Below are 23,070 nucleotides of genomic sequence, written 5' to 3' on the forward strand. Positions count from 1 at the left end.
TAAGCACATGAACGTATCGCTGAGACAACTCAAGGTCTTCATGGTCGTGGCGCGCAGCAAGAACTTCAGCCGCGCGGGCGCCGAGATCGGTCTGACACAACCGGCCATCAGCCGTTGCATCAACGAACTGGAAGGCCAGCTCGGTCTGCGCCTGGTCGATCGCACCACGCGCGAGGTCGCCCTGACGGACGCCGGCGTCACGCTCGCGGGCAATCTCGACCGGGTGCTCGACGAGCTCGAGATCGCACTGCTTCAGACGCACGGCGCCGAAGCACGTACGACCGGACGCGTGCGTATCGGCGCGGCGCCGACCATCTCGGCCACGCTCATGCCGCGCGTGATGCTTGCCTCGCATGCGACGTACCCGGATATTGCGCTCGCGCTCGTCGACCAGATGCAGCGTGCGGTGCTCGACAGCGTTCGCGCCGGCGATGTGGACTTCGGCATCGTGGTCGCGCCGCAAGGGGCCGACGATCTCACGACGGAGACGCTCATGAGCGAGCCTTTCTGTCTCGTGTGCCGCAGCGACCATCCTCTGGCGTCGCAAGCGGCGGTGTACTGGTCGGAGCTTTCCGGTGAAAACCTCGTGTTGCTCAACCAGAGCTCGGGTAGCCGTCCGTTGATCGATCGCGCGCTTACCACGCAGAAGGTGCAGGGCAACATCACGCAGGAGCTCGGGCATGTGAGCACGATCTTCCACATGGTGCAGGAGGGGCTGGGCGTGAGCGTGCTGCCGCCGCTCGCGTTGCCGCTGCCGGAGAATTCCACGCTGGCCGTGCGGCCGCTGCTGCCCGCCTTCGAGCGCACCATCGTGCTCGTGCGACGCAAGAACCGCTCGCTCTCGCCCGTCGCCCATACCGTTTGGGAACTGATCCACCGCGTGGTGCGCGAGCGCAACAAGGGTTTCGCGCTGGACGCCGAACGCCTGCTGGCCGCCGCGACGAGTCAAATCAGTTAAATATGCTATTCAAATCAATGGTTTGAATCACCTCCCCAAGGGCTTATCCACAGACTTGAACACAAAATCTGTGGATAAGTTGGGGTGTTTGTGCACTGCGTGCCCGCGAGTGCCCGCGTCTGATGTCCTCCGTCAAAAACTCCCTATCGATCAAGCGGTTGGCGACCTTGCTCAATTCGTTGTCCACAGCGTTGTGAACAAAAACGGTGGATAACTTCGGGATTCGCGGCGGCCGGCTTTTTTCAATGCCGCGTTGACGCGTCGTGCCGGGCAAGACCTGCAACGACCGGCGCAGTGCGTTAGAATCGACGCATTCACGGATGGCGCACCGCGCCGACAATCCGTCGATGGTCCCCCAACGACGACGCAGATGTTTGCGCTACGTCACTTCCGCATCCGTTTCGATTTCCATGACTTCTCAAACTGCGAAGCCTCGCACCGGCTTTTGGCCTGCGCGCGCGGCGACCATGGCGTTGCTGTTCTGCAGCGGTTTTCTTTATGCGACCTGGGGCGTGCATGTGCCCACGGTCAAGGCGATGTTCGACTTGAACGACGCCAACCTTTCGGTGGCCATGTTCGCCGTCGCGGGCGGCGCCATCGTCACGATGTCGCGCATGGCGCGCTGGGTCGGGCGCGCCGGCAGCCGGCGTGCGAGCCTGCAAGCGGGCGTCGCGCTGGCGGTCACCAGTGCATTCATTCTTTCGATGCCGAATTATTGGGGCCTCGTGGGCTGGCTCGCGCTGTATGGCGCCGCGAACGCGACCTACGACGTGGCCGTCAACGCACAGGCGGCCACGCTCGAGGCGCGCTATCGACGCCCGATCATGGCGTCGCTGCACGGCTGCTTCAGCCTCGGCGGCATGGCCGGTGCGCTTGTGGGGGGCGCATGGCTCGCCCATCACGGCTCGCCGCAATGGCACGTCGGTCTCGCCGCGATGGGATGCGCGCTCGTCATCCTCGTCGGCGCACGTTTCATGCAGCCGGACATGTTGCCGGGCGAGGCGCCGGCATCCGCCGCGGCGCAGAACGCAGAGGCGACGGAGGGCAAACCCAGGCCCAGGCAGGCGCCGCCGCCGGTGCTGGACGAAGCCGCTCGCCGCAAGTTGCATCGTCGCCTGACGGGCTTTGGCATCCTCGCGTTCCTGGGACTCGTGGTCGAAGGCGCGATGTACGACTGGACGGCTGTGTACATGCGCGAAGTGGTCGCCGCGCAAGGCGCGTGGATCGGCGCGGGTTATGCCGCATTTTCGCTGGGCATGGCAGGCGGGCGCTTCGGCGGCGATCCGGTGCGCGCTCGCATGGGCGGTGCCCGTCTGTTGCGCGCGAGCAGTCTGCTGTGCGTGGGCGGCGTGCTGCTCGCGCTGCTGTGGCGTGAACCGGCGGCAGCTGTGGCGGGCTTCGCGCTTGCCGGCCTCGGCCTGTCGAACGTCATGCCGGTGATGTTCGCCGCGTCGGGCGAAGTGGCGCGCAGTGCGGGCATGGCCAGCGCGGAAGCCATCGCCGTCATGGCGCGTCTCGCCTATCTCGGGTTGCTCGTCGGCCCGGTGGTGATCGGCGCCATCGCGCACGGCGTCAGTCTGCCCGTCGCGCTCGCGGCCGGACTGCTGTGCATCGTGCCGATCACGTTGCTCGCGCCGAAGATGCTGGCAGGCGCCGACGGACGCACGCCGCGGCGCTGAGCACCGCGGCGTGGGTGGCGGATCGCCTTCACTCGAGCGTGACCGAGGCCTCGCCGATGCCGTCGATGGTGCCGCGCAGTACACCCCGAGTGGCAGCCGGAATCATGCCGACGTAGGAACCGCAGGTGACGATGGCGCCTGCGCGCATCGTGATGCCGCGCTTGCCGTTGTGATTGACGAGCCACGCAAGCAGCGCGCGCGGGTCGCCGCCGGGGTTGCCCGTGCGCGCCGGCGTGATGTCGCGGCCATCGAGCGAGAAGGCGACCTTCGGCGTGAGATAGTTGAGCGAAGCGTCGTAATCACGGCCGCTGCCGACCACCAGGGCGCCGTTGTTCTGCAGATCGGCCAGCGCGAAGCGCTTGTCAAGCGTCGTCGAAGCGAAGCGGCTGTCGGTGATTTCGATGGTGACAAGCGTCTCGCCGACGAACATGAATGCTTCGCGCTCGTCGTAGCGTCCCGGTTTGATGTCGCGCGACAGACGGAAAGCGATCTCCAGTTCGAGCCCCGGCCGGAAGAACTCGCCGAGCGCCAGCGCGCCGCCGGCGTGGCTCACTACCGAAGCCGGAATCGGCGCGCAGTTCGGCAGATCCGACGGATGCTTCGCGCCCACTTTCCACGCGGCGATCGTCTCGCCGAGCAGGTCGAGCGTGCGCAATTGCACGGCATAGGCTGCATCGGCGTCCACGGGAAGCAAGGCCTGCGCGGGGGCGTCGATCGGCGTGTCGCCGCGACGCGTGTCGGCCAGCAATTGCGCCAGCGATTCGACGCCGGCTCGAGTCTCGAACATATTGTGTGTCTCCGAAAAAGGGCGGGAAGGTGGGCGACGGCCTGTGGCTGCGCGGCCCCGGTGCAGTCACATCGTATACAAAATCCAACCGTCGTTGCGCGCTGTGGCGAACCTGTTGTCTATTCGGTGAAAACCGCTTCTAACGTAGTCAAAACGACATTGTTCTGCGAGAATCGGAGTACGTAATATTTTGTAATGTTTCGTGCGGCATGGTGATGGCCGTGAGCGACGCCGAGCGATGGATGCCCATGAAAGTGCGGTGCCTGCAGTCGATGTTTCCCTTTTTCAAGCGAACACCCTTGCCGAGCCTATGCACTCCATGACCCTGAACGCCATACGAGAACCTGGCATGCATCCGCCGCCGGACGGCGACGCTACGCAACCCATCAGCCGTCGGGCGCTGCACCACGCCGTGATGGATCGTCTGCGCAAGATGATCACCGAGGGCATCCTGCCGCCGGGCGCGCATCTGAACGAGCGCGCGCTGTGCGAGCAGCTCGGCGTCTCGCGCACGCCGCTGCGCGAAGCGCTCAAGATGCTGGCCGTGGAGCAGTTGATCGAGCTGCTGCCGAACCGCGGTGCGCGCGTCGTCACGCTGTCCGCGCGCGACATCGCCGACACCTTCGAACTGCTCAGCGGTCTCGAGGCGCTTGCCGGAGAACTGGCATGCGAGCGCATCACGCAGGTCGAGATCGACGAGATCCAGGAATTGCATTCGACCATGGACGCCTGCTATGCCAACGGCGATCTCTCGGGCTACTTCGACTGCAATCAACGCATTCACGACCGCATCAACGCCGCTGCACGCAACCCTGCGCTCACGCGGATGTACCAATCCGTCAATCGACGTCTTCAGCCGCTGCGCTTTCGTTCCAATCTGCATGCGGGCAAATGGGAGCAGGCCATCGATGAGCACGTCGCCATGCTGCGCGCGCTGCATCAGCGCGATGGTGGCGCGCTCTCGCGACTGCTGCGTGCGCACCTGATGACCAAGTGCGCCGCGGTGCTCGCCAACGTGCGCGTCGCCGCCTGAGACGTCGGGACCCGCGCCGTCATACACCGTTCGCACGCCACGTCATCGCGCCGCTCACCCTCGCGGTGCCGACCGCTCAGGCTGCGCGATGCATGCTCACCAGCCCCTCGTTGAGCATGGCCGCCACATAGGCGTCGGTCTTGCTGCGCAGGTGCGCTTCCATCAACGTGCGCAGGCGCTTGCCGTCGCGACGTCGCAGCAAGGCGAGCATCTCGGCATGCTCGTCGACCGCCTGGCGCCAGCGCTCCGGCGTGGGCGTCAGGCGCTCGCGCACGTACCGCAAGCGGGCATTGAGATTGTGGAAGTATTCAGCGAGCGGGCCGTTGTCGGCCATGCGCAGAATGCACAGGTGGATCCGCTGGTTCAGCGCGAAATACGCCGCGTGATCCTTGCGTGAATAGGCGGCTTCCATCTCTGCCTGAAGTCGGGTCAATTCGTCGAGATCCGCATCCGACGCCTTCTCGCAAGCCTGTTCGCCCGACAGCCCTTCGAGCACGGCCATCACGGCGAGCAGGTTCACAACCTCATCCACGCTCACGCGCGCCACCCGGGCGCGACGCGTCTCCGAAATCTCCACGAGTCCTTCGTTCGCCAGCCGCTTGAGCGCCTCGCGCAACGGCGTACGCGAAACCGCCAGTTCGTCGCACAGCGCACGCTCGGACAGCGGTGCGCCCGGCCGGAGCTCACCGCGCACGATGCGCGCCTTGAGGGCTTCATAGGCGGAGGCGTTCAGCGAGGCGGGCGTGTTCATGAGGTGGTGATTTCAAAATTGGAATGCCAATTTTGATGATCGTGCCGAACGTCGTCAATCGGTGTTTCAATTATTTCCAACGTTAACCCTGATTTTTCCATTTTTCACTTGCGTTTTAGTCACCATCAACTCTATCGTTTATGAAAATTGGTATACCAAAAATCAATTCCAGCCCACATCGGGTGCGTGCTGGCGTAACAAGGAGGCAATGTGACATCGACCGTTCTGACCGAGCGAGACGGCGCGATTGCGCGGGTCACGCTCAATCGTCCCGAGAAGCTCAACGCATTGACCAAGCCCATGTGGCAGGCGCTGGGCGACACGATCCTGGCGTTGTCCGAGGCACCCGACGTGCGCTGCATTGTGCTACGCGGCGCCGGCGAGAAGTCGTTTGCTCCGGGCAACGACATCGCCGAGTTCGAAACGGATCGCGCCAACGTCGAGCAGGCGCGTGCCTACGGCGCGCTCATGCATCGCACGCTGGACGCGCTCGCCAACTGTCCCGTGCCGCTCGTCGCGATGATTCACGGCATCTGCGTTGGTGGAGGCATGGAGATCGCCTCCGCCTGCGACGTGCGCATCTGCGGCGAATCGAGCCGTTTCGGCGCGCCCATCAACAAGCTCGGCCTCGTGATGGCGCATGCCGAACTTTCCGGGCTTGTGCGTCTGCTCGGACCCGCGCGTGCGCTGGAGATCCTGCTCGAAGGGCGCATCTTCGACGCGCAGGAGGCGCTGCGCATCGGGCTCGTCACGCGGGTGGTGGCCGATGCCGACGTGACGCGTGAGGCGATGGAGAGCGCGCAGCGCATCGCCGCCGGCGCGCCGCTCGTCGCGCGCTGGCACAAGCGGTTCGTGCGCGAGCTGGCGAGCGGCGCGCCGCTCACGGCCGAGCAGATCGACGAAGGTTTCGCGTGCTTCGGCACGGCCGACTTCCAGACGGGCTATCGCGCATTCCTCGCGAAGACGGCCCCGGTATTCGAGGGACGCTGACATGACGGCGATGAACGACAAGGCGAGACGGGCGAGCGGCCCGTTGCAGGGCGTGAAGGTGATCGAGCTTTCGCACATCATGTCGGGACCGGTGTGCGGCATGATGCTCGCGGACATGGGCGCGGACGTCATCAAGGTCGAGAAGATGGAGGGCGACGATGCGCGCCGCTTCGCGCCGATCCTCCCGCACGGCGAGTCGGCATCGTTCATGATGCTCAACCGCAACAAGCGCGGCATTGCGCTCAACCTGAAGACCGAGGGCGGCAAGGCGGTGCTGCGCAAGATGCTCGCGAGCGCGGACGTCGTCACCGAAAACTATCGCAGGGGCACGATGGAGAAGCTCGGTCTCGGGTACGAGAGCCTGCGCGAGGCGAACCCCGGCCTGATCTATTGCGCGATCTCGGGTTACGGGCGCACCGGGCCCTATGCCGACAAGGGCGGCTTCGATCTGATCGCGCAAGGCCTCTCCGGTCTCATGAGCGTGACGGGCGAGCCGGGCCAGGCGCCGATCAAGGCCGGCTCGCCGATCGCCGACATCAACGCGGGCATTCTCGCCGCGCTCGGCATCTCGGCCGCCTACGCGCATCGTTTGCGCACGGGGCAGGGGCAGATCGTCGATACGTCGCTGCTCGAAGCCGGCTTTCAGCAGATGTACTGGGCGGCGGCCAACTTCTTCGCCAGCGGCGAGAATCCGCCGAAGCTGGGCTCCGCGAATCCGACCAGCACACCGTACCAGGCATTCCGCACGAAGGACGGCTGGATCAATATCGGCGCGGCGAATCAGGCCAACTACGAACGATTGCTGCAAGTGCTCGACGCACCCGAGATCGCCGGCGACGCGCGCTTCGCCACCAATGCCGGACGCACCGTGCATCGCGCGGAACTCGTCGAGCGGCTCACCGCGTATCTCGTGCGCGATACCACCCACAACTGGGTCGAGCGGCTCGATGCCGTGGGCTTGCCCGTCGGCCCGGTGCTGCCGATTTCGGAGGCGGTCTCGCACCCGCAGATCGTCGCTCGCGAGATGGTCGTCGAGACGCATCATCCGCTCGATGGACCGACGCGCGGCATCGGCCTGCCGATCCGCTTCTCCGAGACGCCGAAGTGCACCGGTGGTCCCGCCCCCCGCCTTGGTGAGCACACCGATGCAATTCTGCGCGAGTACGGCTTCGATGCGCGGCACATTCGTGAACTGATCGCACAGGGAGCGGTGCGCGTGCTGGAGGCGGCAACCGTGAGCGATTGACGTATGCGCGCCAACGACGACGCGGTTTCGCCGCGAGTTGCCGCGCCATGGAGAACTTCCTTCCTGATGACGGGTCGCTTTTCGAATGAGCGGCACAGACTGAACGAGGCGATGGACCCTCGTCGACGCTCACCCGACCATCACGTCGCAAGGAGGAAAGCATGACCATTCGCAGGTTCTGCGGCAGACATCCCATTTCATCTCAAGTCCCATGGCCGTGCGTGCGCGACGCGCGTACCATAGGGCTTCATGCGACGAGCGTGTCGTGCCGTGTGCACGGCGCGTCGTTCCTCTCCGTTTCCCGAGGTGAGCATGCCGGCACGAATTGAAGACTATGCAATGATTGGCGACTGCCGCAGCGCCGCGCTCGTTGCGCGCGATGGCTCCATCGACTGGCTTTGTTGGCCGTATTTCGATTCCCCCGCCTGCTTCGCCGCGTTGCTCGGCGGCCCGGAGCACGGCCACTGGAAGCTCGCGCCCGAAGATCCGAACGTCACCACTACTCGGCGCTACCACGACGACACCCTGATTCTCGAAACCCGTTTCGAAACGGTGGAGGGTTGTGTCGCGGTGATCGACTTCATGCCGCTGCGCGACGGGGCGGCCGAGCTGGTGCGGCTCGTGAAGGGCATTCACGGCAAGGTCACGATGTCGATGGAGCTGATCCTGCGCTTCGACTACGGCGCGTCGGTGCCATGGGCGCGTGCGCTCGCCGAAGACGACGCCACGGGCCCCGGCATGCGGCTCATCGCCGGTCCGGACAAGGTCGTATTGCGCACCCCCGTGCGGATTCAGGACGTGCCGGGTAGCCTGCGCGCGCGCTTCGAAGTGAGCGCCGGCGACACCGTGCCATTCGTACTCTCGCGCGTGCCGTCGCATCATGCGGATCCGCGTGAGATCGACCCGCACGCCGCGCTCGCCGACACCGAACGCTATTGGCGAACCTGGGCCAGCCGCTGCCAGCTCGACGGTCGCTGGACCGAAGCCATTCGCCGATCGCTCATCGTGCTCAAGGCGCTCACCTTCGTGCCGACGGGCGGCGTGGTCGCGGCGCCCACGACATCGCTGCCCGAACAGCTCGGCGGCGAGCGCAACTGGGACTATCGGTATTGCTGGTTGCGAGACGCCACGCTCACCCTGCAGGCGCTCATGCTCGGCGGCTACTACACCGAGGCGAGCGACTGGACGCAATGGCTCGTGCGTGCGGTGGCCGGCGCGCCGTCGCAAGTCCAGATCATGTATGGGCTTGCGGGCGAGCGGCGCCTGCCCGAGTGGGAGGTCGGCTGGCTGCCCGGATACGAAGGCGCGAAACCGGTGCGCGTCGGCAACGGCGCGGTCGGGCAGTTGCAGCTCGACGTCTACGGCGAAGTCATGGATGCCCTGCATCAGGCACGCCTCGGCGGCCTGCCGCCGGATGAAGCCACTTGGGAAGTGCAGACGAAACTCGTCGCGCATCTGGAAACCGTCTGGCGTCAGCCCGACGAGGGCATCTGGGAAGTGCGCGGCGGACGCCAGCACTTCACCTATTCGAAGGTGATGGCATGGGTCGCGTTCGATCGCGCGATCAGGTCAGCCGAGCGTTTCGGCCTGCCGGGGCCGGTGGCGCACTGGCGACACCTGTGCAAGGAAATTCACGCGGACGTGTGCGCGCACGGCTTCGACCCGGTGCGCAACGCGTTCATGCAGGCCTACGGCTCGTCGGAAATGGATGCGAGCGCGCTGATGATTCCGCTGGTCGGCTTTCTGCCGCCCGACGATCCGCGCGTGATCGGCACCATCGAAGCCGTCGAGCGCGAACTCATGCGCGACGGTCTGGTGCAGCGCTATCGCACAAGCCGCGTGGACGACGGGTTGCCCGTCGGCGAGGGCGCATTCCTCGCGTGCAGCTTCTGGATGGTCGACTGCCTGGTGATGATCGGTCGCCAGCGCGATGCCCGAGCGCTGTTCGAGCGTCTGCTCGCGCTGCGCAACGATGTGGGGCTGCTGGCCGAGGAGTACGACACGCGTCATGCGCGTCAGGTCGGCAACTTCCCGCAGGCGTTCTCGCACATCGCGCTCGTGCACGCCGCCATTCGGCTGGACGCCCTTGCCAGTGACGATCGCGTCGACGGCGAGGCCGACTATGCGGCGGACGACCCGAGTCTCGAGCACGTGGGTTACCGCGCCATCCGGGTATGAGGTGAAGTGGGGGCGTCGACGCGGGGAAGGGCGAGTCAACGCGGCGGTGAGTCGGACTGCCATCGAGGTGATCAGTACGGGGCGGCCTGCGCCAGGGACGCGCTAAAGAAAACGTGAAGGATGCCGTAGTATCTTGCAATCCATTACATTTCTGGCGCGTCCACGCCCGCAAAGTCTTCTTCATGACGACCATCATCCCGAACAAGGGCAACGCCACGTCGAGTCTGCTCGACGTCTGGCAGGCTCATATTCAACGGCAGCAGACCGAGCGCGCGTCATCGGCTGCCGCCGCCCCCACGGCGATTGCCGGCTCCCAAGGGGAGAAGCGCGCGGCACAGGCAGCGGGTGCGGTTGGCGCGTCGAATGCGTCGAATGTTCCGACCGCGGCCGGCAGTGCCGCCGCCACCGCGAACGACGGCGACAAGCGCCCGAGCGTCGTCGATACCGACCGCGTCAATAGCCTGCGCGATGCGAACGAAAGCGCCAGGCACGTGGGGCAGTCGATCGCGGGCGCCAAGGGCGATGCGGGAGGGGGCGGTGGCGCGGGCGAGGCGTCGGACGGGGGGCTGAGCCCCATCGTCAGACAGACGATCGAAAAGCTCAAGCAAATGCTCGCGAAGGTCATGGCGCAGCTCGAAGCCGTGCGCAACAACGACACCATGCCACCGGAAGTCAAGCTTCAGCAGACCACCGTGCTGTCCGCGCAGGCCATGACGATTCAGGGGCAGATTCAGGCACTGATGGACCCGACCAAGACCAAAGGCACGCGCGTCGACACCACGGCCTGAACTGCGTTCACTCGCTGCACCGACTTCGGCATTTCAGTCGGCGAAGGCAAAGCGCGCTAGAATTCTGCTTTCGCTTAATTCTCTTCGGAGGGGGGGCCGTTCGCCGCGCCTCGCCCGCGCGCCGCATGAAGCAAGACACGACACTCACCGCCCTGCTCTGGATCGTTGCGGCGGGGTTTTTCATGCAGGCGCTCGACACCACCATCGTCAACACGGCATTGCCGGCCATGGCGGCGAGCCTCGGCGAGAATCCGCTGCGCATGCAACCGGTCGTGGTGTCGTATTCGCTGACCATGGCCATGCTCACCCCGGCCTCGGGATGGCTCGCCGACCGGTTCGGCACGCGCCGCGTCTACTTCGTCGCTATCCTGCTCTTCGTGCTCGGCTCGATCTGCTGCGCGATGGCCCACACGCTCCCGCAATTGGTGCTCGCCCGTGTGCTGCAGGGCGCGGGTGGCTCCATGCTGCTGCCCATCGGCCGCCTGGCGGTGCTGCGCACGTTTCCGGCCGAGCAATATCTGGCGGCGCTCGCCTTCGTGTCGATCGCCGGACAGGTCGGCCCGATGATCGGCCCCGTGCTCGGCGGCTGGCTCGTGCAGGTTGCGTCCTGGCACTGGATTTTCCTCATCAACGTTCCCATCGGTCTCATCGGCAGCCTGGCCGTGCGCCGTTACCTGCCGCGGCCGGTCAAGGACGAAGTCATCGCCACCGGCTTCGACTGGCCCGGCTTCGCGCTGCTCTCGGTCGCGATGGTGTCGTTTACGCTCGCGCTCGACCATCCGTTTTCCGATACGGGCTGGGGCGCCTCCGCCGGGCTGGCGCTGCTGTGCGTGGCGACGACCCTCGGCTATTGGCCGTACGCTCGCCGTCGCGCGGCGCCACTCTTTCCGCTGGAACTCTTCGAGACGCGCAGCTTCAGCCTCGGCCTGCTCGGCAACCTGGTGGCGCGCATCGGCAGCAGCGCCGTGCCGTTTCTGCTTCCGCTGCTGCTGCAAGTGGCCATGGGCTACAGCCCGCTTGCTTCCGGGCTGATGATGTTGCCGGTGGCGCTCTCGGGCGTGGTGGTCAAGCGCATGGTCACACCGTTGGTGCTGCGCTACGGTTATACGCGATTCCTGATGGCGAATACGGTCGTGGTCGGCGGCTCGATTGCGAGCTTCGCGCTGTTCGGCCCGGGCTGGCCGGTCTGGCTGGGGCTCGTGCAGCTTGCTGTCTTTGGCGGCGCGAACTCGATGCAGTTCGCGGCAATGAACAGCGTCACGCTAAAGGACCTCGGCACGCGCCGCGCGAGCGCCGGCAACGGTCTGTTTTCGATGGCGCAGATGCTGGCGCTGGGACTCGGGGTGACGATCGGCGGTCAGTTGCTGGCCTTGTTCGGTCACTTGGCGGGGCAGACGGCCGAGGGCGGCACCGTGGCAGGTTTTCGGCTGACGTTCGTGTGCGTCGGGCTGATCACCCTGGCTTCGGCTCTGGTGTTCCGCCGCGTGGAAGATCCGGCGGCATCTCACGGTGGCGGGGCGTCGGGCGCCTCCGCCACCGAACTCAAGCGCTGAGCATCCGGCTCACTTCCTGACGAGTGAGCACTTCGACTCGGCCAGCGGCGAGAATGCCTTGTCGGCCGGGATCGTCTCGAGGATCTTGTACAGGTCCCACTCCGACTTGGACTCGGCCGGTGTCTTGACCTGCACCAGCAGCATGTCGTGGACGAGCTTGCCGTCGGCGCGAATCTGGCCGTTGCGAATGACCGGATCGTCGATCTTCATCGATTTGAGCTTGGCCATCACGGCGTCGGCCTCGTCGGTCCCCGCCGCCTGAACCGCCTTCAGGTAATTGAGCACCGCCGAGTACACGGCGGCCTGCATCATCGTCGGCATCTTCTTGTGCTGCGCGTAGAAGCGCTGTGCGAAGGCGCGCGAGCGATCGTCCTGATCCCAATAGAAACCGTTGGTCAGCACCATGCCCTGGGCATTCTTCAGGCCCATGCCGTGAATTTCGGTAATGAGCGAGAGCAGCGGCGTGAAGACCTGTTTGCCGCCCTGAATGATGTTGAACTGCGACGCCTGCTTGACGGTGTTGAGCGTGTCGGTGCCCGAGTTGGCCAGCGCGATGACCTGTGCGCCGGAGGTTTGCGCACGCAGCAGGTACGACGACAGATCGGGCGAGTTCACCGGATGCTTGACCGAGCCCACGACCTTGCCGCCCTGACGCGTGAGGATTTCGCTGGCGTCTTTCTCCAGCGCCTGACCGAAGGCGTAGTCGGCGGTGATGAAGTACCACGACTTCAGGCCGCGGCGCAGCAGTGCCTGCGACGTCGAGTTCGCCAGCGCGTACGTATCGTACATCCATTGCACGCTGTGCGCCGTGCACTGCTCGTTGCTGATGGCCGACGAGCCCGCACCGGTCACGAGCGCGATCTTCTTCTTTTCGTCGGCGATGCGATCGACGGCCAGCGCAACGTTCGAGAACGTGAGGTCGGTGATCATGTCGACCTTGCCCCGGTCGTACCACTCGCGTGCGATGGTGGCTCCCGTGTCGGTCTTGCCCTGCGAGTCGGCAGACACCAGTTCGATGGGGGCCCCGAGCACCTTGTGATCGCGCGAGAAGTCGTCGATGGCCATGCTGGCGGCCAGCACACTGCCTTTGCCCGCGTTGTCGCTGGACACGCCGGACAGATCGGTCAATACGCCGATCTTCACGACGCCATCCGAGATGCCGGCGCCCGGCGCGGCGTGAGCGGCGGGCAGGGCGGGGCCGAGCGTGGCAAGGGTGAAGGCTGAGGCGGCAACGGCAATCGTGCGGCGCAGGTGGCCGCTGAGGCTGGGCATGGCTTGTCTCCTGTGTTTCGAATTATGACGGCCCAGCGGTTGGCATTTCTATCGAACGACGATCCGACGGGCTTCGAATATCTTAAACATCTCGTAATCGATTGCGCAATCCGTAATTCTCAAGCCGGCATCGGGATTTTCCAGACCTTTCGCGTTCGCGCGAGACGGGGTATGCGTGCGGACGCGAGTGCCCCAGTGCCCGAGTGCCGTATGCGGCGCTCGGATTTCCGTTCGGTGGGTGGGGGAGCCTAGTCCTGGCAGCGCGGCGTTGTTCCCTGCGCGCTGGTGGCGATGGCGTCGCCCATGCGCTGTGCCAGACGGTCGACGAGTCGGCGTTGTGCCGCGACGACACCGGCGATGTCGCCGGCGGCCGGTTCCGTGCCGGTGAAGCGGCAGGTGAGCACGATGTCGCCGGGCACCCGGCGTACCGACCAGACAGCCGTGAGCGCGGCCTGTTCGCCCGGCACGGATTCGAAGCGTTGCACCGATGTCGACACGCGATAGACCGTGAGGCCGTCCGCGCGCGGCAGGCCGTACACGTCCATGGCGCCGAGACGTTGCGTGAGATCGCGGGAAAGGGTCGACGTCAGTTCCGTCTTGAGCGGCGCGGCCCAGCGCGATTCCTCGAGAATATCGACGCGTCCGCCGCCGCGCGTGACCACGATCTGCGGCCGGTCGACCTGTTCCGGCACGGCAACGGGGGAGACCTCCACGGCGTACGGCGTTGCCGGTGCATTGGCCCCGATCGTGACGGCGCTGGCCGCCGTCGCGGCAGGCGAGGCGTCGCTCAGTGTGTAGAAGCGGGACGGCGGCGACGCGCAGCCGGCCAGCGCCACGAGTGCGCTCAGCGCGGTGAGCAGGGCGCCGGGGCGCGGACGGCGAGTCATGGCAATCGGCCTCGTCATGGTTGCGGATCCTTCGGTTTGCCGCGCAGCAACGCCTCGGGATGCTGCTGCAGGTACTCGGCAAGCGTATTGAGCGAGCGCAGGGTCCTGGTCAGTTCCTGCATCGCCTGACGAACGTCCTGTTGCACCGGCGAGTCTTCGGAAAGCGTGCGCTCGGCGGCGCCGAAACTCTTCTTCGCCTCGCCCAGCGTGGCCTTCGCTTCGGGTGCGATTTCTCCATCGAGCTGACGGAAGAGCCCCTGCGCGCTTTCCAGCGTCTTGTCGAGCTTGCGTAGCGACGAGTCGAGATTCTGTCCAATGCTGTCGAACGGAATCTTGTCGAGCTTGGTCGCGATGTCGGCAATCTGCAATTGCAACTGATCGAGTGTGTTGGGCACGGTCGGAATGAGCACTACGTTGTCGATTTCCTCGGCCTTGGCGGGCTTCGCGTTCGGGAAGAAGTCGAGCGCGACGTATAACTGCCCGGTGAGCAGGTTGCCATTGCGCAACTGGCCGCGCAGTCCCTTCGCGACGAGCGCGTTCAGGATGTTCCGGCTGACGGCCTCGTTGGGCGCGACGGTGCGCTTCGGATCGCGACGGCGCAGACGATCCGGATAGATCTGCACCGTTACCGGCATATTGATCTGCTTGGTCGTCTGGTCGAAGTCCACGCCGATCGACGTGACCTCGCCCAGCGTGATGCCACGGAAGTCTACCGGTGCGCCCACGACCAGGCCGCGCAGCGACTGCTGGAAGCGGAATACCACGGTGACGGGGTGCGTGTCGGGCGACTTCATGGCCGACGCCTCGTCCGGCGCCAGGCGGAATTCCTGTCCCGCCTTGGCCATCACGCCGGCGCCGGCGTCGTTGGGCGCCTGGAAGGCGATGCCGCCGATGACCACCGACGCAAGCGATTGCGTATTGACCTGGAAGCCGCTCGAATCGAGTCGCAGATCGATGCCGCTCGCATGCCAGAAGCGGGTGTTGCTGCCCACGTACTGGTCGTACGGCGCCTGCACGAACACGCGCAGCGTGACGCCCTTGCCGTCGGGGTCGAGCGAGAACGCTTCGACCTGGCCGACCTGGATGCGCCGGTAGTAGATCGGCGAGCCGATGTCGAGCGAGCCGATGTCGCTCGCATGCAGCACGAACGGTTTGCCCGGTTGGCCGCTCGAGACCACCGGCGGCACTTCGAGCCCCTGAAAGTGGTTGGACGATTCGGCAGACTTGCCGGCATCGGCGCCGATGTAGGCGCCCGAGAGCAACGTCGAGAGGCCGGACACGCTGCCTCCGGCCACGCGCGGGCGCACCACCCACCAACGTGAATCCTTCACCGCGAACTTCTTGGCGTTTTTCGTGAGATCGACGCTCACGCGCACATGCGAGAGGTCGTCCGAGAGCTCGATGCTCTTGACCGTACCGATGTCGACTTCCTTGTACTTGACCTTCGTCTTGCCGGCCTCGAGCCCTTCGGCGGTCTTGAAGTCGATGACGACGGTCGGCCCGCGCTCGATGAGCGCCTTGGCGACGAGGGATAGCCCGATGACGGCGGCCACCAGCGGGATCAGCCAGACGAGCGACGGCGCCCAGCGCTTGCGCGGCTCGATGGCCGGCGTGGGCAACGCGTCGGCGCCGGGCTGCGGCACGGCCTTCGGGTCCTGGGTGTCGTGCGGATCAGTCATGGTCATCCTGTTCGGTGTCGTCGTCGCGGATCTGGTCCCAGATCAGCCGAGGGTCGAACTGCATGGAGGCGAGCATCGTGAGCACGACCACCGAGCCGAACGCCACGATGCCGGGGCCGGCCTGAATCACGGCCAGCGACTGAATATTCACGAGCGCCACCATCAGTGCGACAACGAAGACGTCGAGCATCGACCAGCGGCCGACGAGCTCGATCATGTGATACAGCTTGGTGCGCTGATGCGGCTTCCAGCGGGCGCCGCGCTGCGCGGTGATGCACAGCAGCGACAGTGCGATGAGCTTGAGCATCGGAACGAGAATGCTCGCCGTGAACACCACGATGGCCAGATCGTACTCGCCGCCGGTCCAGAAGTAGATCACGCCGCTCATGATGGTGTCGCTGGAAGTGCCGAGCAGCGAGCGGGTCTGCATCATGGGCAATACGTTGGCGGGAATATACAGGATCGCCGCGGCGATCAGCAGGGCCCAGGTGCGGACGAGGCTGTCGACCTTGCGCTGATGCAGCACGGCGCCGCAGCGCGGGCAACGCACCTTTTCCACCGTTCTGACCGCGCGCGCGAGCCTGCCGCACACCGAGCAGGCGACGAGACCGGCGTCCTTGGCAGAAAGGTATTTCATCGCGAAGCGGTTCGGGAGGCCGGCGCCGCATCGGGCCCCGGGGTATGGTCGATCACGATCCACAGATTGCGCAGATCGTAGGAGAGCACCATCGCGAGCAGGACGGTCAGCGCGCCGAACGCCCATAAGGCGATGCCGGGCAGGACGCTCGCCATTGCCGAGAGTTTGACCAGCGAAACAAGGACGCCGAGCATGAACACTTCGATCATGCCCCACGGGCGGAAGGACTCGATGGCGCGCATGACCGCGAATACGCCATAAGGCCGTCGGCCCAGCGACAGGGGACCGATCAGGTGCATGAGCGCGAGCAGTTGCGACAGCGGAAACAGCACGGTCGTGGCGAACACGAGCAGTGCGACGAGCCACATGCCTTCGCGATACAGCGCCCAGGCGGCGCCCACGAGCGTGGTCTCGGTGTAGATGCCCTGGACCTCGATCTCCACGATGGGGAACGCGTTCGCGATGGCGAACACGATCAGGCAAGTCAGAGTGAGCGCCAGCACACGTGACAGGCGCAGGTCGGGCGAGCGGTAAAGCACCGAGTGGCAGCGCACGCACCGGGCGGTTTCGCGCGGTGGCAAGTCCTGGCGACGGTGCAGCGTGTCGCAGTTCGGACAGGCAATCAGGTTCGCCACGTCATCTTCTGGGGGCAATGTGTCCATTACCAGGGGACGGTGTCCAAGTGAGGCTCAGAATACCAAACACTTTGTTAAGTTCCCATATGCTGCGACGCAACCGAAGTTCTGGGCATGGTTTGTGCTGAGTCACGTAAAACCGCATGTCTTTGCTCTATACTCAACAGACTCCCGCAGAGTATCTAAAGAATTGAGGAGAAATCCCCCATGCTAAACATGTCGAGGCGCCAGTTCCTCAAGGTGAGCGGCGCAACGCTTGCCGGGTCGAGCCTGGCAATGCTTGGGTTCGCGCCAGACGCGGCACTGGCGGAAGTGCGCCAGTTCAAGCTCGCGCGCGCGACCGAGACCCGTAATACGTGTCCGTACTGCTCCGTGGCTTGCGGTATCTTGATGTACAGCTACGGCGACGGCGCCAAGAACGCCAAGAAGAGCGTCTTTCACATCGAGGGCGACCCCGACCATCCGGTCAATCGCGGCACCCTGTGCCCGAAGGGTGCGAGCCTCATCGACTTCATCCACAGCCCGAACCGCCTCATGTATCCGGAATACCGCAAGCCGGGTTCGGACAAGTGGGAGCGCATCTCGTGGGACGACGCGCTCAATCGCATCGCCAAGCTGATGAAGGACGACCGCGACGCCAATTTCGTCGAGAAGACGGACGATGGCTTGACGGTCAACCGCTGGCTCACGACGGGCATGCTGGCCGCCTCGGCATCGAGCAACGAAGTCGGCTACATCACGCACAAAGTCATCCGCAGTACCGGGATGCTGGGATTCGACAACCAGGCACGTGTCTGACACGGCCCGACGGTGGCAGGTCTTGCCCCGACGTTTGGCCGTGGCGCGATGACGAACCATTGGGTCGACATCAAGAACGCGGATCTGGTACTCATCATGGGCGGCAACGCGGCTGAGGCCCACCCGTGCGGATTCAAGTGGGTGACCGAGGCGAAGGCGCACAACAAGGCGCGCCTGATCGTCGTCGACCCTCGTTTCAACCGTTCGGCATCGGTCGCGGACTATTACGCCCCGATCCGTACCGGCACGGATATCGTCTTCCTCGGCGGTTTGATCAACTACCTGCTGACGAACGACAAGATCCAGCATGAGTACGTCAAGAACTACACCGATTTCACCTTCCTGGTGAAAGACGAGTTCACGTTCGAGGACGGCATCTACTCCGGCTACAACGCCGAGAAACGCACGTACGACAGGAGCGCCTGGGACTACCAGAAGGGCGAGGACGGTTACGTCCTGACGGACCCGACGCTGCAGCATCCGCGTACGGTGTTCCAACTGATGAAGCAGCACTACTCGCGCTACACGATCGACATGGTCGAGCGCGTGTGCGGCACGCCGGCCGAGAAGGTCGAGTACATCTACAAGCAGATCGCCGAATGCTCCACCCCCACGCGCACCATGACCATCATGTACGCGCTGGGCTGGACGCAGCACTCGATCGGCTCGCAGATGATCCGCACCGGCGCCATGGTGCAACTGCTGCTGGGCAACATCGGCGTGGCGGGCGGCGGCATGAACGCGCTGCGCGGTCACTCGAACATCCAGGGCCTGACCGATCTGGGGTTGATGACCGATCTGCTGCCCGGCTACATGTCCTTGCCCAAGCAGGCGGAGCAGACCATCGAGCAGTACCTGACGGCGCGCGCGCAGAAGCCGCTGCGACCGAACCAGCTCAGCTACTGGCAGAACTATCCGAAGTTCTACGTGAGCCTGATGAAGGCGTGGTGGGGCGATGCGGCGACCGCCGAGAACAACTGGGCCTATGACTACCTGCCCAAGCTCGACAAGCCGTATGACCTGCTGCAGGTGCTCGAGCTGATGAACCAGGGCAAGATGTCGGGCTATATCGCGCAGGGCTTCAACCCGATCGCGGCGGCGCCGGCTAAGTTCAAGTGGGACCAGGCGCTCGCCAAGCTCAAGTTCCTCGTCATCATGGATCCGCTGGCCACGGAGACGTCGGAGTTCTGGAAGAACTTCGGCGAACACAACAACGTGGATTCCAGCAAGATCCAGACGGAAGTGTTCCGCCTGCCGACGACCTGCTTCGCCGAGGAAGACGGCGCGCTGGTCAACTCGGGCCGCTGGCTGCAATGGCACTGGAAGGGCGCCGAGCCGCCGGGCGAGGCGCGCACCGACATCGAGATCATGACCGGGCTGTTCCTGCGCCTGCGCGAGATGTACAAGACGCAGGGCGGCAAGTTCCCCGATCCGATCGTCAACCTGTCGTGGCCGTACGCGCAACCGGAGAGCCCGTCGCCCGAGGAAATCGCCAAGGAGTACAACGGCCGTGCGCTCAAGGACCTCGTCGATCCGAAGGATCCGACCAAGGTCACGCGCAAGGCCGGCGAGCAGCTCGCGGGCTTCGCGGAACTGAAGGACGACGGCAGCACGTCGTCCGGCTGCTGGATCTTCGCCGGCGCATGGACGCAGGCGGGCAACCAGATGGCGCGCCGCGACAACAGCGATCCGACCGGCATCGGCCAGACGCTGAACTGGGCGTGGGCGTGGCCGGCGAACCGCCGCATCCTGTATAACCGCGCGTCGGCCGATCCGTCCGGTAAACCGTTCAACCCGAAGCGCAAGCTGGTCTGGTGGAACGGCAAGTCGTGGACCGGTCCCGACGTACCGGATTTCAAGCTCGACGAAGATCCGGCCGGCGGCATGAACCCGTTCATCATGAACCCCGAGGGCGTGGCGCGCTTCTTCGCGAAGGGCGCCATGGCCGAAGGGCCGTTCCCCGAGCACTACGAGCCGTTCGAGACGCCGCTGGGCTACAACCCGCTGCATCCGAAGCAACCCAAGGCCACGAGCAACCCGGGGGCGCGCGTGTTCCCGGACGATCTGGCCACGATGGGCACGGCCGACAAGTTCCCGTACGTGGCCACGACTTACCGTCTGACCGAGCATTTCCACTACTGGACCAAGCACGCGTTGCTCAACTCGATCATCCAGCCCGAGCAGTTCGTCGAAATCGGCGAGGCGCTCGCGAAGGAGATCGGCATCGTGGCGGGCGACACGGTCAAGGTCTCGTCCAACCGCGGCTTCATCAAGGCCAAGGCGGTCGTGACCAAGCGCATTCGTGCGCTCAAGGTGGACGGCAAGACGATTCACCACGTAGGCATTCCGATTCACTGGGGCTTCAAGGGAGTGACCAAACCCGGGTTCCTCGCGAACACGCTTACGCCCATCGTGGGCGACGGCAATTCGCAGACACCCGAGTTCAAGTCGTTCCTGGTGAAGGTCGAGAAGGCATAAGGGGGCGCCATGGCATTGCAATCACTGGATATCAAACGGCGCTCGGCAACCACGCTGCCGTCGCCCTCCGTGCGGGAAGCGCACACGGGCGACGTCGCCAAGCTCATCGATACGTCGAAGTGCATCGGCTGCAAGGCGTGCCAGACGGCGTGCATGGAGTGGAACGACCTGCGCGACGAGGTCGGCACCAACGTCGGCGTGTACGACAACCCGGCGGACCTCACGGCCGACTCGTGGACGCTCATGCGCTTTACCGAGTACGAGAACCCGAAGGGCGACCTCGAGTGGCTCATCCGCAAGGATGGCTGCATGCATTGCGAGGACCCGGGCTGCCTGAAGGCATGTCCGTCGCCGGGGGCGATCGTGCAGTATGCGAACGGCATCGTCGACTTCCACGAAGAGGCCTGTATCGGCTGCGGGTACTGCATCACAGGGTGCCCGTTCAACGTCCCACGCATCTCGCAGAAGGACCACAAGGCGTACAAGTGCACCCTGTGTTCCGATCGCGTGTCCGTCGGGCTGGAGCCGGCCTGCGTGAAGACGTGCCCGACCGGTGCGATCATGTTCGGTACGAAGGACGCCATGAAGGATCAGGCGGCCGAGCGTATCGAGGACCTGAAGTCGCGGGGCTTCGATAACGCGGGGCTGTACGATCCGGCCGGCGTGGGCGGCACGCACGTCATGTATGTGCTGCACCATGCCGACAAACCGTCGCTGTATCACGGTCTGCCGGACAATCCGCGCATCAGCCCGATGGTCACGTTCTGGAAGGGCGTCGCCAAGCCGCTTGGCGTGGCTGCGATGGCGCTCACCGCGCTCGCCGGCTTCTTCCACTACATCAAGTCCGGTCCGAACGAGACGACCGAGGAAGACGAAGAGGAAGCCCGCCGGTACGATGCTTCCCGCAAGGGCGGCCCTGACGGCCAGAAGGGCGTTGTCACGCACGAGGAGGTCTGACCATGTCGCAAGAACACAGCGATCGCAAGCGTGCCGATGACGATCTGATCGAGCGCTACAACGCGGCGGAACGCATCAACCACTGGATTGTCGCGGGCACGTTCATTCTGCTCGCGCTCTCCGGTCTGGCGCTGTTCCATCCATCGATGTTCTGGCTCACCAACCTGTTCGGCGGCGGACCGTGGACGCGGATTCTGCACCCGTTCGTCGGCCTGGTGATGTTTGTCGCGTTTGTCTGGCTTGCGTTGCGGCTCGCCCGCTACAACAAGTTCGAGCAACGCGACGCCGAATGGATGAAGAACATCGGCGACGTGCTCAACAATCGCGAAGAGAATCTGCCGGAAGTCGGGCGCTACAACGCCGGGCAGAAGCTGCTTTTCTACGTGATGGTGTTGTGCATGATCGGGCTGTTGCTCTCGGGTATCGTGATCTGGCGCGCGTACTTCGCGCTCTATTTCCCGATCTGGTTGATTCGTCTTGCCTCGGATGTGCACGCGGTGTGTGCATTCGTATTGATTTGCGGCATCATTACGCACATCTACGCGGCGATCTGGATCAAGGGCTCCGTGCGCGCCATGACGCGCGGAACCGTCACCCGCGGCTGGGCGTGGAAGCACCATCGCGCTTGGTACAAGCAACTCAACAAATAAGTCCGGCCCTGGTGGCCGGACACTCCTACGAGGCCGGTCACCTTGCAACGCATTCTTCAACCCGGACAGATCGAATCGCTCGATCGCACCGCCATTCCCCGCCTGCGCATGCCGCAACGCGCCGAAGTCTTCTCGGCGCGGGCGGGCCGTTTGCGTCAGCTCGCCGAAGGTCATCCGCTCGGCGACTATCTGCGCCTCATGGCGCTCGTCGCCGACGCCCAGCAACGCTTGCTCGACACGCTCGATGCGCCGCGTCCCTCGCCCGAAGCCATTGCCCAGGCACAGCAACATTGCATGCCGCTCGTGCCGGCGACAGGCGGCTACGAAGCCGGCCGCTGGCAACCGCTGCTCATGTCGCTGCTCGATGCCGTGGCCGCGCAAGTGGGGCCGCTGGGTTTGCCTGGCGGCGTGCGTACCGTGCTCGACAAGATTCGCAGTGCCGATGCCGGCACGCTCGACATGTCGGCGCAGTCGCTGCTCGCGGGCCATGGCAAGGGCGTGGACGCCGCCGGCGCGCCATTTCTGATGGCGGCACTGCAGGTGCTGTGGACGGGCGTGGCGAGCCAGTTCGACGCGGGCGAAGTGCCGATGCTCGACGTCCCGAACGTGTGCCCGATGTGCGGCACGCTGCCGGTGGCGAGCGTGGTGCGCATCGGCGGTGCGCACGAGGGCTATCGCTACCTCGCCTGTGGCCTGTGTTCGACCGAATGGCACATGGTGCGTGTGAAGTGCACCCATTGCGAAGCGAGCGAGCATGTCGCGTATCACGTCGTCGACAAGGCCGGCGACGGGGCGGCGCTCGACGCGAAGGCCGCCGAAGCGCTTGACGCGCCATCCGCACGGACGGACGAAGGCGCAGCGTCCGCCGAGGGGCGCCAGAAGCTCCATGGACTCGACGAGGCGGCCAAGCGCGTGGCGTCGTCCCCGATCCGCGCCGAGTCGTGCGACGACTGCCACAGCTATCGCAAGATCTTCTATCAGGACAAGGACCCGTTCGTGGAGCCCGTTGCCGACGACCTCGCGAGTCTCGCTCTCGATGTGTTGATGGGCGAGGCGGGGTACGCCCGAGCCAACGGGAACCCGTTGCTCTGGCAAGGTGCCGAGGAGTAAGCGA

Annotated in this window: 19 protein-coding genes; 12 read left to right on the forward strand and 7 right to left on the reverse strand. The window is 65.0% G+C overall.

Features of this window, described 5'->3' with window-relative positions; translation table 11 throughout:
- Positions 1-7 precede the first annotated feature (7 nt).
- Both RO07_RS08270 and RO07_RS08275 read left to right on the forward strand, forming a co-directional pair.
- The gene (locus tag RO07_RS08270; RefSeq protein ID WP_039409721.1) at positions 8-958 is read left to right on the forward strand and encodes a LysR family transcriptional regulator; all 951 of its coding nucleotides are present in this window, start codon (positions 8-10) and stop codon (positions 956-958) included.
- A gap of 410 nt (positions 959-1,368) precedes the next feature.
- Positions 1,369-2,637 (forward strand): MFS transporter, encoded by a 1,269-nt coding sequence (locus RO07_RS08275; RefSeq protein WP_052267128.1) that lies wholly within the window; start codon positions 1,369-1,371, stop codon positions 2,635-2,637.
- A gap of 28 nt (positions 2,638-2,665) precedes the next feature.
- On the opposite strand, the gene RO07_RS08280 is transcribed toward RO07_RS08275, so the two are convergent.
- Positions 2,666-3,424, reverse strand: a complete 759-nt coding sequence (locus RO07_RS08280) for a 2-keto-4-pentenoate hydratase (RefSeq protein ID WP_039409722.1) — start codon at positions 3,422-3,424, stop codon at positions 2,666-2,668.
- 349 nt (positions 3,425-3,773) lie between these two features.
- Between RO07_RS08280 and RO07_RS08285 the strand changes: the two genes are divergently transcribed.
- A complete protein-coding gene (locus tag RO07_RS08285; protein ID WP_052267129.1) occupies positions 3,774-4,457 on the forward strand; it encodes a GntR family transcriptional regulator in 684 nt (227 codons plus the stop codon).
- A gap of 76 nt (positions 4,458-4,533) precedes the next feature.
- Here the strand turns inward: RO07_RS08285 and RO07_RS08290 are convergent, their stop codons facing one another.
- On the reverse strand, positions 4,534-5,208 hold the full coding sequence (locus RO07_RS08290; RefSeq protein ID WP_039409726.1) for a GntR family transcriptional regulator: 675 nt from the start codon (positions 5,206-5,208) through the stop codon (positions 4,534-4,536).
- A gap of 210 nt (positions 5,209-5,418) precedes the next feature.
- Here RO07_RS08290 and RO07_RS08295 point away from each other — a divergent pair, with 210 nt between their 5' ends.
- The 5 genes from RO07_RS08295 (at position 5,419) to mdtD (ending at position 11,963) form a co-directional block, all read left to right on the forward strand.
- Entirely contained in the window at positions 5,419-6,198 is a 780-nt protein-coding gene (locus RO07_RS08295; protein WP_039409728.1) for an enoyl-CoA hydratase-related protein, read from the forward strand.
- 1 nt (position 6,199) lies between these two features.
- Positions 6,200-7,444, forward strand: a complete 1,245-nt coding sequence (locus RO07_RS08300; RefSeq protein WP_418303707.1) for a CaiB/BaiF CoA transferase family protein — start codon at positions 6,200-6,202, stop codon at positions 7,442-7,444.
- A 312-nt stretch (positions 7,445-7,756) separates the two neighbouring features.
- Positions 7,757-9,622, forward strand: coding sequence for a glycoside hydrolase family 15 protein (locus RO07_RS08305; RefSeq protein ID WP_039409729.1), 1,866 nt, complete (start codon positions 7,757-7,759; stop codon positions 9,620-9,622).
- A gap of 182 nt (positions 9,623-9,804) precedes the next feature.
- Positions 9,805-10,410 (forward strand): hypothetical protein, encoded by a 606-nt coding sequence (locus RO07_RS08310; RefSeq protein ID WP_039409731.1) that lies wholly within the window; start codon positions 9,805-9,807, stop codon positions 10,408-10,410.
- 125 nt (positions 10,411-10,535) lie between these two features.
- Positions 10,536-11,963, forward strand: coding sequence for a multidrug transporter subunit MdtD (gene mdtD, locus RO07_RS08315; protein ID WP_039409732.1), 1,428 nt, complete (start codon positions 10,536-10,538; stop codon positions 11,961-11,963).
- Between the two features lie 9 nt (positions 11,964-11,972).
- Here the strand turns inward: mdtD and RO07_RS08320 are convergent, their stop codons facing one another.
- The 5 genes from RO07_RS08320 to RO07_RS08340 form a co-directional block, all read right to left on the reverse strand.
- Positions 11,973-13,235, reverse strand: coding sequence for an ABC transporter substrate-binding protein (locus RO07_RS08320; RefSeq protein ID WP_084072519.1), 1,263 nt, complete (start codon positions 13,233-13,235; stop codon positions 11,973-11,975).
- Between the two features lie 248 nt (positions 13,236-13,483).
- Entirely contained in the window at positions 13,484-14,122 is a 639-nt protein-coding gene (locus RO07_RS08325; RefSeq protein ID WP_072637188.1) for a PqiC family protein, read from the reverse strand.
- A gap of 14 nt (positions 14,123-14,136) precedes the next feature.
- On the reverse strand, positions 14,137-15,801 hold the full coding sequence (locus tag RO07_RS08330) for a PqiB family protein (RefSeq protein ID WP_039409734.1): 1,665 nt from the start codon (positions 15,799-15,801) through the stop codon (positions 14,137-14,139).
- Positions 15,794-16,438, reverse strand: coding sequence for a paraquat-inducible protein A (locus RO07_RS08335; RefSeq protein ID WP_039409736.1), 645 nt, complete (start codon positions 16,436-16,438; stop codon positions 15,794-15,796). Before RO07_RS08335 ends, RO07_RS08330 begins: the two co-directional genes overlap by 8 nt.
- The gene (locus RO07_RS08340; RefSeq protein WP_237171402.1) at positions 16,435-17,073 is read right to left on the reverse strand and encodes a paraquat-inducible protein A; all 639 of its coding nucleotides are present in this window, start codon (positions 17,071-17,073) and stop codon (positions 16,435-16,437) included. Before RO07_RS08340 ends, RO07_RS08335 begins: the two co-directional genes overlap by 4 nt.
- 207 nt (positions 17,074-17,280) lie before the next feature.
- Here RO07_RS08340 and fdnG point away from each other — a divergent pair, with 207 nt between their 5' ends.
- From fdnG to fdhE, 4 genes are read left to right on the forward strand one after another with little or no spacing between them, the layout of a single operon-like run.
- Entirely contained in the window at positions 17,281-20,349 is a 3,069-nt protein-coding gene (fdnG, locus tag RO07_RS08350) for a formate dehydrogenase-N subunit alpha (protein WP_147284528.1), read from the forward strand.
- Between the two features lie 9 nt (positions 20,350-20,358).
- Positions 20,359-21,306 (forward strand): formate dehydrogenase subunit beta, encoded by a 948-nt coding sequence (gene fdxH / locus RO07_RS08355; protein ID WP_039409745.1) that lies wholly within the window; start codon positions 20,359-20,361, stop codon positions 21,304-21,306.
- Positions 21,307-21,308: 2 nt separating this feature from the next.
- On the forward strand, positions 21,309-21,956 hold the full coding sequence (locus RO07_RS08360) for a formate dehydrogenase subunit gamma (protein WP_039409747.1): 648 nt from the start codon (positions 21,309-21,311) through the stop codon (positions 21,954-21,956).
- A gap of 42 nt (positions 21,957-21,998) precedes the next feature.
- Positions 21,999-23,066, forward strand: coding sequence for a formate dehydrogenase accessory protein FdhE (gene fdhE / locus RO07_RS08365; protein ID WP_039409749.1), 1,068 nt, complete (start codon positions 21,999-22,001; stop codon positions 23,064-23,066).
- Positions 23,067-23,070: the final 4 nt, after the last annotated feature.

It is taken from the genome of Pandoraea pulmonicola, from assembly GCF_000815105.2.
In the GTDB taxonomy this organism is placed as follows: Bacteria; Pseudomonadota; Gammaproteobacteria; order Burkholderiales; family Burkholderiaceae; genus Pandoraea; species Pandoraea pulmonicola.